The sequence below is a fragment of the Psychrobacter sp. CX21 genome, from assembly GCF_057396255.1.
Genome location: NZ_JBXYJG010000005.1, coordinates 1 through 14056 on the forward strand (window position 1 = coordinate 1; position 14056 = coordinate 14056).

Annotated in this window: 11 protein-coding genes; 7 read left to right on the top strand and 4 right to left on the bottom strand. The window is 38.5% G+C overall.

The genetic code is table 11. The annotated features are described in order from the left end of the window. The first annotated feature begins 375 nt into the window (after positions 1-375). The 6 genes from AC2SLP_RS04405 (at position 376) to argJ (ending at position 9173) form a co-directional block, all read left to right on the top strand. Positions 376-2448: a mechanosensitive ion channel family protein gene (locus AC2SLP_RS04405; RefSeq protein ID WP_486535426.1), complete on the top strand. Its 2073-nt coding sequence runs from the start codon at positions 376-378 to the stop codon at positions 2446-2448. A 314-nt stretch (positions 2449-2762) separates the two neighbouring features. After that, a complete protein-coding gene (gene guaB / locus AC2SLP_RS04410) occupies positions 2763-4235 on the top strand; it encodes an IMP dehydrogenase (protein ID WP_486535427.1) in 1473 nt (490 codons plus the stop codon). Positions 4236-4609: 374 nt separating this feature from the next. Next, the gene (glmM, locus tag AC2SLP_RS04415; RefSeq protein ID WP_486535428.1) at positions 4610-5965 is read left to right on the top strand and encodes a phosphoglucosamine mutase; all 1356 of its coding nucleotides are present in this window, start codon (positions 4610-4612) and stop codon (positions 5963-5965) included. Positions 5966-6062: 97 nt separating this feature from the next. Further along, positions 6063-6704: a pyridoxamine 5'-phosphate oxidase gene (gene pdxH / locus AC2SLP_RS04420; RefSeq protein WP_486535429.1), complete on the top strand. Its 642-nt coding sequence runs from the start codon at positions 6063-6065 to the stop codon at positions 6702-6704. Positions 6705-6951: 247 nt separating this feature from the next. Further along, positions 6952-7776 (top strand): exodeoxyribonuclease III, encoded by an 825-nt coding sequence (xthA, locus tag AC2SLP_RS04425; protein ID WP_486535430.1) that lies wholly within the window; start codon positions 6952-6954, stop codon positions 7774-7776. A 107-nt stretch (positions 7777-7883) separates the two neighbouring features. Next, positions 7884-9173 carry a bifunctional glutamate N-acetyltransferase/amino-acid acetyltransferase ArgJ gene (argJ, locus tag AC2SLP_RS04430; RefSeq protein ID WP_486535431.1) on the top strand — a complete coding sequence of 430 codons (1290 nt, stop codon included), beginning with the start codon at positions 7884-7886 and terminating at the stop codon, positions 9171-9173. Positions 9174-9375: 202 nt separating this feature from the next. Here the strand turns inward: argJ and AC2SLP_RS04435 are convergent, their stop codons facing one another. From AC2SLP_RS04435 to AC2SLP_RS04445, 3 genes are all read right to left on the bottom strand, one after another. Then, positions 9376-10323 carry an alpha/beta fold hydrolase gene (locus tag AC2SLP_RS04435; RefSeq protein WP_486535432.1) on the bottom strand — a complete coding sequence of 316 codons (948 nt, stop codon included), beginning with the start codon at positions 10321-10323 and terminating at the stop codon, positions 9376-9378. A gap of 237 nt (positions 10324-10560) precedes the next feature. Further along, positions 10561-11526: an alpha/beta fold hydrolase gene (locus AC2SLP_RS04440; RefSeq protein ID WP_486535433.1), complete on the bottom strand. Its 966-nt coding sequence runs from the start codon at positions 11524-11526 to the stop codon at positions 10561-10563. A gap of 81 nt (positions 11527-11607) precedes the next feature. Then, complete coding sequence (locus tag AC2SLP_RS04445; RefSeq protein WP_486535434.1) at positions 11608-11772, bottom strand: rubredoxin; 165 nt, start codon at positions 11770-11772, stop codon at positions 11608-11610. Positions 11773-12112: 340 nt separating this feature from the next. On the opposite strand from AC2SLP_RS04445, the gene AC2SLP_RS04450 reads away from it, so the two are divergent. After that, entirely contained in the window at positions 12113-12646 is a 534-nt protein-coding gene (locus AC2SLP_RS04450) for an adenine phosphoribosyltransferase (protein ID WP_486535435.1), read from the top strand. A gap of 272 nt (positions 12647-12918) precedes the next feature. Here AC2SLP_RS04450 and AC2SLP_RS04455 read toward each other — a convergent pair whose 3' ends face one another. After that, complete coding sequence (locus tag AC2SLP_RS04455) at positions 12919-13866, bottom strand: transaldolase (protein WP_486535436.1); 948 nt, start codon at positions 13864-13866, stop codon at positions 12919-12921. Between the last annotated feature and the right edge of the window lie 190 nt (positions 13867-14056).

Below are 14056 nucleotides of genomic sequence, written 5' to 3' on the forward strand. Positions count from 1 at the left end.
TGTCTTCAAAGCTGCCAACGTGTTTGGCCATTTGTTCGGCTAGTTTTTTTAGTTCTGTTTGTTTTGTCATTGCTTATTCTCCTTTACTATGGATTATAAGCAGTTACACAAAGTTTGGGAAAGTCTCACAGACTCAAGTTTAGCCCGTCTCTTAAATGAACGGGCTTTTTTAATACGTATTCATAACAGTATATAAATCAAAATCTTGCTTTAATTCTTTATACTATTCAAATATAACCATAAGAATAATACTATTTATAGTTAGCTGCTTAGAGCGTATCTTCAATTGATACACCACTATATATTTAAAGATATAAAAATATCAAACCCAATAAATCTTATCAAATAATGATAATTGAATTGAAATAGGACGCTATGAATAACTGTACTGACCCAAAATTATCACCATGCAATTTAACCACAATAAAGTCGTCAAACATTACTTTATGGTTGAGGGTTCGACAAGTCTTTATTCTAGCTCTATTAATTCTTACAAGCTTGTGTTTATCATTAATATCCCCAACGTGTTTAGCATCTGATAGTAAGCTCTTTAGTTCTGGTAACAGTTCTGATAACAGTTCTAATAATAGTTTTAATAACAATGCAGACAACAATGAAGACACTAATGCAGACAATAATTCACAAGCGGCTCAATCCAAGTCAAATACGCCTCAAAAACAAAATTCAATCGATGAGGCTAGTCAAGGAGACGTTAAAGACGAACCTGAAAATATAATAGACTTCGTTGAAGATCAGTTTACAGATGATTCTAAAGAAGAAGAGTTCAAGGAAACAAAGCGTTTACAAGCGAATACCGAGCTTATTGGAGAAGAACAGGGCTACTATATGGTTGCAACCTTAAACGCTGGATTACCCGAATTAGTACCGCCGCCGAATCTTGAGACGCCGCTATCAACACTAGAGTTCTTTAGTACAACGACAGCCAACAAAGATTTCGCATTAGCATCATATGCCCTTAATCTAAACTCAATAGCTGAGGGTGAGCAAAAAAATGTGGCAGCCGATCTTGCCAAAAAGCTTGACTATCTATTGGTTGAAAAAGACCTCTATGTCTATGATAAATTCCCTGACCGTATTGATGGAATGATTGAGCCATCTTTAGGCAGTCAAAACCCTATTCAAGGCATTCCCAGACGTTCTCTTAAGTTGGGTTCTATAGATTATCGTGAGCGCAAAGTTTCTTTATATTTAGAACGCGTGAAAGTTGAAGATAAAGCACCAGTTTGGGTGTTTTCATCGCAAACAGTTATGAATATTGAGTCGCTTTACGCCATTCATAAGCCTGCAAAATTTGAACGGTATTTTCCCGAATGGATGAAAGCTAAAGTGTTTGGCTTAAGCATTTGGGAACTTATCGCGCTGCTTATTTTTATGATAATCACCATAGGTATTGGCCTCATCGTCAGCCGAATTGTCTCAAAGTTAGTGTATAGCTACTCAGATAAAGCAAAAGACTTAAGTTCTAAAAAGACCTTATCTCTACAAAGTAAAGGACTCACCGATCTTATTTCCAAAATTACAGTACCACTGACTATTTTAGTCAGTTTTTCTTTAATGTTCGCTTTAGTCACCGGAAGCTTACCTAAAGTTGAACCTATTGCCACATCTACGAAACCAATCATGTGGTTTGGATTGGTATTCAGCGGCTTATGGCTAGGTATCCGAACCATTAACTTCTTTGCTAATAGATATACCGATTTTAAAATTGATACCTTGTCTGAGGATCAATTTAGTACGCAGCGTGAACGAATGACGTACGTTTCTATATTTAGACGTATATTTATTTTCGTGATGGTACTCGGTAGTATTTGGATTGGGTTGGCAGAATTTGCCGATTTAGAAGGACTCGGCAAGACCTTACTGACTTCGGCAGGTATCGCAGGTGTGATTATTGGTATTGCAGCACAGCCGACACTAGGCAACATTGTTGCTGGTTTCCAAGTTGCTGTCACTCAGCCTGTGCGTATTGGCGATACCGTTATGATGGATGGTATATGGAGTGAGGTCGAGGACTTAAGATACACCTATGCGGTTTTAAAAACATGGGATGAAAGACGGTTGATCGTCCCAATGCGCCATTTAGTCAACGAGACTATAGAGAACTGGTCTCATACCAATACCAGTCAATCCAATGCGGTTTACCTTTATGTTGATTATGGGGCTGACTTTGATAGTTTAGAGAATAAATTTGTTGAGCTTGCTAATGAGCACGAGCTTTGGGATGAAGAAGTTACACCTGTGATGCAAGTAACGGCCGTCTCTGAAGATACCGTTACGGTACGGTGTAAGGTGAGCTCTGACTCTCCCTTAAATGCTTGGATACTGGGATGTGATATACGAAAAAGTATGCTTGAATATCTTAGTCAGGAACAACCACTTGATATTCCTACAGAGCGAGTTACGTTAACACCTAGAGGCCCTGCGTAAAAGAGTCTACAACAACTTTACCCTATTCTATAACCTGTATTAAATAAGTTGCTGTTATAACTCTAATATTCTAGATCGGTTGATTTAGATATCGGTTGATTTAGATATAGTCAGCGAAATACTAAACGGTTACAGCATTAACTTAGCTCGTCTTATTATAGTAGTACTTGTTATAGTTGTACTTGTTATAGTTGTACTTGCACTCGGTTGCCTTGTAACCATTGTATATTTCTTTGACTATAGAATAATTAACGCCTAAAATCGACATATTTTTGATATAATAAGCTGCTTATAATTATAGCCATGAGGTTTGTATGTTGCGAATCGTAGATGATGCCCTAACGTTTGATGATGTTTTACTGTTACCTGCATATTCAGATGTGTTACCAAAAACAGCGTCTTTATCAACGCGTTTAACACAAGATATTGATATAAATCTGCCAATCATATCTGCAGCAATGGATACGGTAACTGAATCAGAGATGGCCATTACGATGGCTCAACTAGGCGGAATGGGCATTGTTCATAAAAATATGGACATAGACCGCCAAGCCATGCAAGTTCGACGAGTTAAAAAGTTCGAAGCGGGTACTGTTGTTGATCCAATTACCGTAACGCCCGACATCAGTGTGGGTGAATTGCTACGTATTACGACCGAAAATAATATATCAGGTGTGCCTGTTGTAGAAACAGGAAGCGGTCAAGTAGTAGGTATTGTTACGCATCGCGATGTTAGGTTTGAGACCAATCACAATCAGCCTGTTAGTAACGTGATGACACCTCAAGATAAATTGGTAACAGTTAAAGAAGGCGAAAATAACGAAAATATCAAAAAGTTATTGCATGAGCACCGTATTGAAAAAGTATTGGTTGTTGACGACAATTTTGCCTTAAAAGGAATGATTACTGTCAATGACTTTAATAAAGCTGAAAACAACCCCAATGCGTGTAAAGATTCGCAGGGTCGTTTACGAGTAGGCGCTGCGGTGGGTACTGGCGCTGATACCGAAGCACGAGTAGAAGCATTGGTAGAAGCTGAAGTTGACGTTATCGTGGTAGATACGGCACATGGTCACTCTAAAGGGGTTATTGATAAAGTAGCTTGGGTTAAAAAGAACTACCCACATATTCAAGTCATCGGTGGTAACATTGCAACGGGTGACGCCGCTTTAGCGCTTAGAGATGCGGGTGCTAATGCTGTTAAAGTGGGTATTGGGCCAGGTTCTATTTGTACCACCCGTATTATCGCAGGTATTGGTGTTCCACAAATTTCTGCTATCGATAATGTCGCATCCGCTCTAAAAGACACCATTCCATTGATCGCTGATGGCGGTATACGTTACTCTGGTGATATGGCAAAGGCGATTGCCGCTGGCGCGTCATGCATTATGGTAGGGTCTTTGCTGGCAGGTACGGAAGAAGCGCCTGGTGAAGTAGAGCTGTTTCAAGGTAGATATTATAAAGCTTATCGTGGTATGGGCAGCTTAGGAGCTATGTCTGGATCAAATGGCTCGTCAGATCGATATTTCCAAGATGCTAAAGATGGGGTTGAAAAACTCGTTCCAGAAGGTATTGAAGGACGTGTCCCTTACAAAGGCCCGGTTAATGGCATCGTCAATCAACTCGTTGGTGGATTACGCTCTTCGATGGGTTATACAGGGTCTTCAAATATTAAAGAGATGCGAACTAAGCCTCAGTTCATTCGAGTGACTTCTGCAGGTATGAAAGAATCTCATGTTCATGATGTGCAAATCACTAAAGAAGCGCCCAATTACCGTGTTTCTTAAGTTCTAAAACTTTAAAATAGATTATTGAACCCAAGAATAAGCGTTTCTATACGTTATATTCATATCTTTGATTTTTGATATGATTTAGTATGGTATTACTTAATTTTAAATTTAGATAAATTTAAGTATTTTCTTTATTATATTCATTTTAATATATATACTTTATATCGACCAAAAGATAATATCTTTTGGTCTTTTTTATAGAGTATAGTTGTAGTCATAAAGAAAATTTACAGCGTAACCCTATTTAAGCCTACCCTAAGAGTAAGTACGCTTGGTTAATACTATTTAAATTGATTAACCATGACTCTATAAAATTTTGAATATGGCATAACACCAAAAATAAATTGATTAAGCACTATTGTGAGGACGATATGAGTTATTTTGGCACGGATGGCATTCGCGGTCTATTTGGTAAGTTTCCAATAACACCAGATTTTATCTTAAAGCTTGGATACGTTACCGGCCAAGTATTGGTTGAGAATAACAATAACCCAAACAAAAAGCCAAGCGTGATTATAGGCAAAGATACGCGTTTATCGGGTTATGTCATTGAAGCGGCATTACAAGCAGGCTTTAACTCAGCAGGTGTAGATGTACATATGGTTGGCCCTTTACCAACTCCTGCTATTGCTCACTTGACCCGCAGCTTTCATGCTGATGCAGGTGTCGTGATATCAGCCTCACACAATCCTTATTACGATAATGGCATCAAATTCTTTTCAGCTGATGGGCGTAAGCTTAGTGATGAAATGCAAGATGCTATAAATCAAAAGCTTGTGGGTATAGTTGAAGGTCATGCCAACTACGAATTAGATGATTCGTCAAACCTGGGAAAGCACCATCGAATTAATGACGCTAAGGGTCGTTATATCGAATATTGTAAAGGAAGTTTTCCATATCTATATGATCTATCCGATTTAAAAATCGTGATTGATTGCGCTAACGGGTCTGGCTATAGTGTTGGTCCAAGAGTCCTAAAAGAGCTAGGGGCTGATGTTATTCCAATACATAACAAACCTAATGGTATAAACATTAATGACAACTGTGGATCCACACATCCCGAATCTTTACAACAAGCGGTACTAGAGCATAAGGCCGACGTTGGTATTGCTTTGGATGGTGATGGCGACCGCATTATTATGGTAGATGCAAATGGTGAATTGATAAATGGCGATGGCATTTTATACATTCTAGCTACTAAAGCTGAGACTAAGGCTCAAGGGGTAGTTGGCACTAAAATGACGAACATGGGGTTACAACTTGCCCTACAAGCTGAGAAAATCCCTCTAGAGCGTTCAGATGTTGGTGATCGATATGTGATGCAAGGATTAGATTACAAAGGTTGGATCTTGGGCGGCGAACCCTCAGGTCATATCTTATGCCTAGATCAGAGCCGAACAGGAGACGCCATAATTGCGGGCATGCAAGTCTTAGGCATCATGGTTAAAACCAAAAAAAGCTTGAGTGAGCTAACCAATGGCTTTAAATTATTGCCCCAGTGCTTAGTGAATGTACGCTTAGAAGAGATGCGCAATCCTTATGATTTCCCTGAACTTGTTCGTATATTTGATGATACAACCCAGTCTATTGAAGGTCGCGGAAGAATTTTAATTCGCCAATCTGGCACAGAACCACTTATACGCGTCATGGTGGAGCTTGATAATGAGGATGAGTGTCATAAATTGGCTCAGCGTTTAGCAGAAGATGTAAAGCGAGTCATGGCTTAGTATAAAATACTTTACTAAAGTATTAGAATGAACATTCAAAGTGCATATGTTATAAGCAGACTCAGTATCATAAATTTGACTCAATTTAAGGATCATTATGGATTTATCTAATCAAAGACAATCTTATGATAAAGGTGTATTAAGCGAAGATAGCATACCTTCAAGTCCTATTGAACTATTAAAATCTTGGTTAAAAGAAGCCATTGACGATGATGTCACCGAACCTTATGCGATGAGTTTAGCAACTTGTGGAAACGATATGATGCCAGGCGTAAGGACGGTTTTATTACGTCAAATTACGAATGATAGTATCATATTTTATACCAATTATTTGAGTCATAAGGGCGTAGATATCGAACAAAACCCGAATGCTGAGTGTTTGTTTTATTGGTATGCGATGCAGCGACAAGTACGTGTGCGGGGTAATATTAGAAAAATCAGCCGAGAACAAACTGAAGCCTATTTTCAAAAAAGACCTTATGAAAGCCAGATAGGTGCTTGGGTCAGTCAGCCTCAAAGTGAAGAGGTTGCAAGTAGACAAGTAATTGATAATAAGTTTATAGAATTAAAACGTAAATACCCAGAAGGAACACAAGTGCCAACACCAGATTTCTGGGGCGGGTATGAAATTATTATAGATGAAGCGGAATTCTGGCAAGGCGGCGCAAATCGACTGCATGATAGAATCCTGTATTCAAATCGCGACACTAATTGGTCTACAGTAAGGTTATTGCCCTAATAAATTCGTTTTTATTTATTAGAGTTTTGTTTATACGTTCAGTTTTATAATGTCATTTATAGTCAAAGAACTTTAAAGTAGTCACAAGGCAACCGAGTGCAAGTACTACTTGGGTAGGCTTAACGAGGTTAACACCGTGACTCTTTATAAGTTCGCCGACTATAGCGGACTAAGTATTAGATTATCAACTTATCAATAAATTTTATATTAATATCATTTAAATAATAAATTTAGGAAATTAACATCTATGACACGTTTTGTTAGCTTTAATATTAATGGAATAAGAGCACGCCAGCACCAGCTTGAAGCCGTACGAGATATTATTGACCCAGATGTTATGGGACTTCAAGAAACAAAGGTTCATGATGAGCAATTTCCACTCAAAGCGGTAGAGTCTCTTGGGTATCACATCGAGTACTTTGGACAAAAAGCGCATTATGGTGTGGCTATGGTGTCAAAAGTAAAACCAATCTTTGTACATAAGGGCTTTCCAGAAGACCTAGAAGAATCGCAAAAACGCTTTATACATTGTCGTTATGAATTCGATGGTCACGAAGTTGATGTATTAAATGGTTATTTTCCTCAAGGTGAAAGCCGCAATCATCCTATCAAATTTCCTATGAAAAGAGAATATTACGCTTCTTTGAACCGATATATTGATGCGCTACATACAGAGGGGCGTAGTATCATATTAATGGGAGATATGAATATTGCCCCTGAAGATACCGACATAGGTATTGGCGAAATAAATGCAAAACGCTGGTTAAAAAATGGTAAAACCTCATTTCTGCCAGAAGAGCGTGAATGGTATCGTGAACTTATGAGCCGTGAGCTGTACGATACGTACCGTCTGTTTTATCCTGATTCGAATGAAAAGTTTAGCTGGTTTGATTATCGTAGCCGAGGATTCGATGATGACCCAAAGCGAGGTCTAAGAATCGACCACATCTTGTGCACAAAAGATATCAAACACAAATGCACCGATGCGGGTATCAGTTACGAGCTAAGAGCCATGGAAAAGCCATCGGACCATGCACCGATATGGGCATCGTTTGATTTCAAAAGCATTTAGCTATACGTTCGTTTAAGTTTATTTTGATTTAATATTATGTTTATTAAACTTTTGAGAATATGTTTATTTAACTCTTGATACATTTTAGATTATATATAAGGACTGCTATGCCTGTAGGTAATATTGCTCCACCAGATAAGATACACCCAATCAATGGTATTAGCCTGGGTGTCACCGCCGCTGGCGTACGATACAAAGATCGTAATGATCTGGTCGTATTTAAGCTTAGTCAGTCCACCAAAACTTCCTGTGTGACTACCACCAATCAATGCTGTGCTGCACCGGTTATCGTATTGCGTGAACACCTACAGTCATTAATGAGTGGACATCACTTACCGCGCTATCTGCTAATAAATACGGGTAACGCCAATGCTGCAACTGGTGAAGAGGGTTATAATCGCGCTATAAAAACCTGCCAGGCTTTAGCGAATAAAACCGATGTTAAGGTCCACCAAGTCCTTCCTTTTTCCACAGGTGTTATTGGTGAGGTAATTAATAGTGATGCGATCATTGAAGGTTTAGATGATTGTATAGCTAACTTGTCTGAAGATAATTGGTTAACCGCTGCAGATGGTATACGTACTACGGATACAGTTTCTAAAATTGCGAGTACACAAGTGGCGGTGAATAGCTCAATTAATAGCTCAGCCGACAATACAACTAATAATTCAACTGATCATGCAACGCTGTACAATATTACTGGCATCTCTAAAGGGGCAGGTATGATTCGGCCTAATATGGCGACAATGCTTGCTTATGTGGCCACTGATGCAACGGTATCGCAATTGGTACTCGATGAGATGCTAATGTCACTTACCAAACAGTCTTTTAACCGCATAACCATAGATGGTGATACGTCAACCAATGATTGCTGCGTGCTTATGGCAACTGGAGACGACAGTTCACAACTGATTGATTCTGACCAGCATCCTCATTATCAAGCGTTGTACGAAGGTTTAAAAGAGATATTTGTACGTTTGGCGACTTTAATCGTCCGTGATGGCGAAGGGGCGACTAAGTTCATAACGGTCACGGTTACGGGTGGACGTACAGTAGAAGACTGTTGTGATGTGGCGTATGCCGTGGCACATTCTCCGTTAGTTAAAACTGCTTTTTTTGCCAGTGATCCTAATTGGGGGCGTATCATCGCTGCAATAGGATATTCAGGTGCCAACGATATCGATCCTAATAAAGTGAGTGTTGCTATTGAAGACGTTGCAATTTGTACGCGTGGTCAACTTGATCAAGACTACAACGAAGAACGCGGGCAAGCTGTAATGAGCCGACCAGAGATTAAGCTTTCTATTGATTTAGGGGTGGGAGAGGCGACTGATACGGTTTATACCTGTGATTTATCTCATGAGTATATAAGTATAAACGCTGATTACCGAAGCTAACGTTGGCTGTTTTGAAATAGATTTATAATAAATTTAAATATTAAGCGTCTTTGATTTTAAACACTTATCAAACACTAATAAGCCTCTAAACCCATATTATTTATTCAATAATATAGTTTTAGAGGCTTATATTTTTATAGATAAAAGTTGTATGGTGATTAGTTTTATAGAAATAGGTTTTTGATTTAGACACAGCATACTGCTACTCTAATTTTGTAACGCACCCTTTATTAAAATGTTCAGCAAATTCATCGGCCAGATATCGAGCCAGCGTGTGTGGAATATCATGTCCTAAATCTGGTATTAACTTTAAAGACGCTTGCGGTATGGTTTTGGCTAAGCTATGCCCATGCGCAACAGGTAGCAGTCTGTCTTTTAATCCATGTACTATCAAAGTAGGCTGGGTGATTTTACGATCTATATCAACCAATGAACCCGTGGCAAGTATCGCTAAAAGTTGACGCTGTACCCCTTTTGGGTAAAAACGTCGCTCATAGAGTAGTGTGGTTTTGTTCAGTACGCGCTTTTCATCAAAATATTGCGGTGACCCAATAACCCGTTGTAGTTGTAACGCGTTATCTATAATTTCTTTATCGTCTTTACTATCTGATACGGGTTTGAGTAAAGCATTTAAAGCATCTAACTTCGGTAAGGGTAATAGAGGTTTATTATTGCTGGTGGCAAGTAACCCCAGTTTTAAGACCCTCTTTGGATATCTTGATGCTATGATTTGAGCGATCATTCCACCCATCGACATACCTATAATATGACAACGTCCTATTTCTAAAGCATGCATCAATTGATTAACGTCTTCTGCCATATCATATAGGGTGTAGGGTATGTTGTCCGATTCTAATTTGTAAGGTATGCCTAACTTAAATTTTGAAAATAAAGCTAATTTTTTTGACAGTTGTTTATATTCTTTGGTTAGTTTGTTCTTATGTTTTATTTTGCTCGATTTACCTATATCTCTATTATCAAATCTTATTACTTGAAAGCCATTGTGAATTAACCGCTCACAAAACACATTCGACCAAACTAAGGATTGAGCGCCAAGCCCCATAATGAGTAATATAATTGGATCATTTTCATTACCACCGCGCTCTAAATAAAACTTATATTTGGGGGTTCTTATTTTATATGCCTTCATAAAATGAGCATATTTAGATGGTTTTGATTTAATGCAATAAAGCGAATTTGAATCGGACATCATTTAAACCTAGTCTTATATGCATGAGTGAGGTTTTGGATACGTTATGGTTGTATAAGACTAGATGAATACAATGTCAGTTTCGTGACATTTAGACTGTTGACACAAGCGGTTAAAATATACAGTTAAATATACATAACTATAAGTAAATACTAATACAAGAGATGTACGATACGCTTAATGCTTTTGCAGCATGTGTTTTTTAAGTTCATTTACGATAAAAGGTTGAAAATATTCTGGTAAATCATGAGACATCCCTTTTATGAGCTTAAATCTTGCATTAGGAATGTCTTTTGCAACTGCTTTACCATGCGAGGGTGGTAACAGCCCATCATGACTGCCATGTAATACTAATGTTGGTGCTTGAATCTGTTTGCTATAAGTCTGAATAGATCCTGTCATTAGGATTGCTTTTAATTGCTGCACAGATCCTCGGGGGTAAAAGGAGCGTTTGTAACGCAGACGTGCCACATCTTCTACCGCTTTTTCATCAATATGACCTTGTGATCCTATGATTTTAATGAACCATTTACCGTGATTAACGATGTCTTCTTCAGCATAGCTATCTGGCCTTTTGATCAGCGTATACAATTGCTTAGGGCGGGGTGGTGCCAACAATGGCTTATTATTGGTGGAAAATATCAAAGCTAAGTGGCTCACCAGCTCGGGATATTTCGCCGCTAATATTTGAGAAATTATTCCTCCCATCGATGCGCCTAATACGTTCACTTTCTGATAACCAAGGGCTTTAATCAATCCTGCGGTGTCTTCTGCCATATCATGAATGGTATAGGCAACTGGCGTTTTGGTATTATCTAAACCGAATTGCAATTTAAACATGGCCGAAATCGTATTCACATTGGGTAAATCACTACGCTTTATTTTAGTAGAAAGACCTATATCTCTATTGTCAAAGCGTATTACGTAGAAACCTGCATCAATCAAACGCTTGATAAAATTCTCTGGCCAGAAGATCAGCTGAGAGGCTAATCCCATGACTAATAATAAAGGGGGGTTATCAGGATTGCCGCCAACTTCTACGCACAGTTCAATATCTTCAGACACAGGAATAATGGCTTGTTGCATGAGTGAAGATAAGGGTGAAGGGTACCACTCAAACTTTGATTGTTTGTGCGCTTGCATGATAACGTCCTTTTATAAATATTATTAACTACATCTTTTATATATTTTTACTACATTTAATACTCTCTATTTATCAATAGATTAGAGCTCTACCATTTCAAATTCAAGTTTGCTTACACCACAATCGGGGCAAGTCCAATCATCTGGGATGTCATCCCATTTGGTACCTGGTAAGATGCCATCTTCAGGGCTGCCTAAGGCTTCATCATATATCCAACCACAAATAATGCATTCCCACTTTTTCATTTAATACCTCTTGTTTATTGTACTTAAATTTTCGATGTACTTAACCATTGAATCGTACTAAAACTATGGCGTCGATTATAGCAAATTCTTTTAAATTAAAATTGAAGAATGTCACAACAGTGCCAGATAGTCAAAGAAGTCTGAAATGATTACAAGTCAACTGAGTGCAAATATTATTTATGTAGTTAGACTCTGCAAAGCTCATTTCAACTTAACGAAGCTCATATAGCCTTAATTAGGCTCATATAAGCCTAGAAGGTTAGCGCCGCAACCGATTATTAGTTCGCTGACTATAGTTGTGTGTTAAAATAAACGTTATTTTATTTAGCTGGAAACCCGTATGAACAACCAAGCACGAGCTTCTACAACCTCTCATCCTTTATGGAACGCTATACGTACCGTTCCAGACTTTCCAAAGCCTGGCATTGATTTTTACGACATTACGCCTTTATTACTTGGGCATATTAACGAAGTCATAGATGCGATGTTAGACGCACTGCCTGATGGCCTACTTGATGAGGTGGATTATTTAGTGGCGATTGAAGCACGTGGTTTTGTCTTTGCAAGTTTGCTTGCAGGTCGTTTAGGTAAAGGCATGATATTATTACGTAAGCCAGGTAAACTGCCGCCGCCAGTCGCTAATAAAGCTTACTCTTTAGAGTATGGTAAAGATACGTTAGAGATACAGTCTGATTTATCTGAATCAAATGTACTGCTGGTAGATGACATTTTGGCAACAGGGGGTACTTTAAAAACGGCCTATCAATTATGTATCGACGCAGGTCATATCGTTGCTGGTGTGCTCGTATTATTAGACCTGACGGAATTACATGATAAATTTCCTGTTCCTATCTATACGGTACTAGAAGGCTAATGGTTGGAGCATTTTCTATAAAGAAATTATTCATGGTTCATATATCCGTTGTACGTAAAATAATGACTTAGTTATAGCCTCAAAAATAACCAAAAAAAACTCTACCAAACGGTAGAGTTTTTATTGATTAATTCGTTAAGACAAGTATTAGTAGTTATATAAAGTATGAGCATTTATGGCAAATATTAGTCGTTATGACAGCTACTATACGAACGGTTAAAGCAAGTGCCATGTACTAAGGGCGCATCCTAGCAATGCGTCTTGGTATAAAGCTATCTATTGAGTTGCTTAAGGGCTTTGGCCAATTCATCTCGAGCTGATATAAAACCATCGATACCTTGAGGCAGAAGCGCTTGAGTGATGCTATCTTTTTCATACGCGTCGTTAAAATCACGAGCATCTAGACTTACTTTCGGCATTGGTGCGCTTTGCATATTAGGAGATAGTTGTTGGGTAACTTCAGTATCAAGCTGTGCAAGCTCATCAAGAAGATTAGGCGCTATGGTAAGCAGATCACACCCTGCCAGCGCTAAGATTTGATCAATACTGCGAAAGCTTGCGCCCATTACCTGCGTCAGGTAACCATGCTGCTTGAAATACTGATACGTACGCTTAACAGATTGAACGCCCATGTCATCCTCTACAGGAATAATTTGACGGTTTTGCTCACGTTTTTGCCAATCTAAAATTCTGCCAACAAATGGAGAGATAAGCGTAACGCCCGCATCAGCACAAGCCACTGCTTGATGTTGTCCAAATATTAATGTCAAATTACAGTGTATGCCTTCTTTTTCCAACTGCTCAGCAGCTTTGATGCCTTGCCACGTTGCGGCAATCTTGATTAAAATTCGATCCTTATCAATACCAGCTCGTGAATAAGCTGCCATAAACTCATGCGCTTTTGCTATCGTAGCTTCTGTATCATATGACAGTCTTGCATCTACTTCGGTTGATACGCGACCTTCAATAATTTGCAATATGTCACACCCTACCTGAATAGTCAGGTTATCAATAACATTATCAATCATTTGATCGCCATCATTTGAAAAACGATTCAATGTATCTGATAACATGGCCTGCTTGTCTGGGTGGGTCAACGCCTTCGTGATGAGGCTAGGATTGGTAGTGGCATCAACAGGCTTTAATCTTGCAATTGCATTCAAGTCACCTGTGTCTGCAACAATGGTGGTCATGGTTTTAAGTTGAGATAAAGCGCTCATATTAGTCCTATCTTGATTTATTTATAAGGGTGTAAATGATGTTAAATAGTGAACTACTCGTGTTAATTGAATCGTATAACCATTAAAATTTTGTTATAACCCAAATATTCAGTTATTTATCAAATCTCATTAGTAGAGTTAATTAGCAACAGAGTTATGGCTAAGTTTGTACTAGTGTTGGTAAAACTGC

Excerpts from the sequence above, each read along its gene's own strand:
- AC2SLP_RS04435 (WP_486535432.1), bottom strand. The coding sequence starts at position 10,323 with ATGAAGGCATATAAAATAAGAACCCCCAAATATAAGTTTTATTTAGAG.
- guaB (WP_486535427.1), top strand. The coding sequence starts at position 2,763 with ATGTTGCGAATCGTAGATGATGCCCTAACGTTTGATGATGTTTTACTG.
- AC2SLP_RS04455 (WP_486535436.1), bottom strand. The coding sequence starts at position 13,866 with ATGAGCGCTTTATCTCAACTTAAAACCATGACCACCATTGTTGCAGAC.
- AC2SLP_RS04445 (WP_486535434.1), bottom strand. The coding sequence starts at position 11,772 with ATGAAAAAGTGGGAATGCATTATTTGTGGTTGGATATATGATGAAGCC.
- xthA (WP_486535430.1), top strand. The coding sequence starts at position 6,952 with ATGACACGTTTTGTTAGCTTTAATATTAATGGAATAAGAGCACGCCAG.
- argJ (WP_486535431.1), top strand. The coding sequence starts at position 7,884 with ATGCCTGTAGGTAATATTGCTCCACCAGATAAGATACACCCAATCAAT.
- AC2SLP_RS04405 (WP_486535426.1), top strand. The coding sequence starts at position 376 with ATGAATAACTGTACTGACCCAAAATTATCACCATGCAATTTAACCACA.
- pdxH (WP_486535429.1), top strand. The coding sequence starts at position 6,063 with ATGGATTTATCTAATCAAAGACAATCTTATGATAAAGGTGTATTAAGC.
- AC2SLP_RS04450 (WP_486535435.1), top strand. The coding sequence starts at position 12,113 with ATGAACAACCAAGCACGAGCTTCTACAACCTCTCATCCTTTATGGAAC.
- glmM (WP_486535428.1), top strand. The coding sequence starts at position 4,610 with ATGAGTTATTTTGGCACGGATGGCATTCGCGGTCTATTTGGTAAGTTT.
- AC2SLP_RS04440 (WP_486535433.1), bottom strand. The coding sequence starts at position 11,526 with ATGCAAGCGCACAAACAATCAAAGTTTGAGTGGTACCCTTCACCCTTA.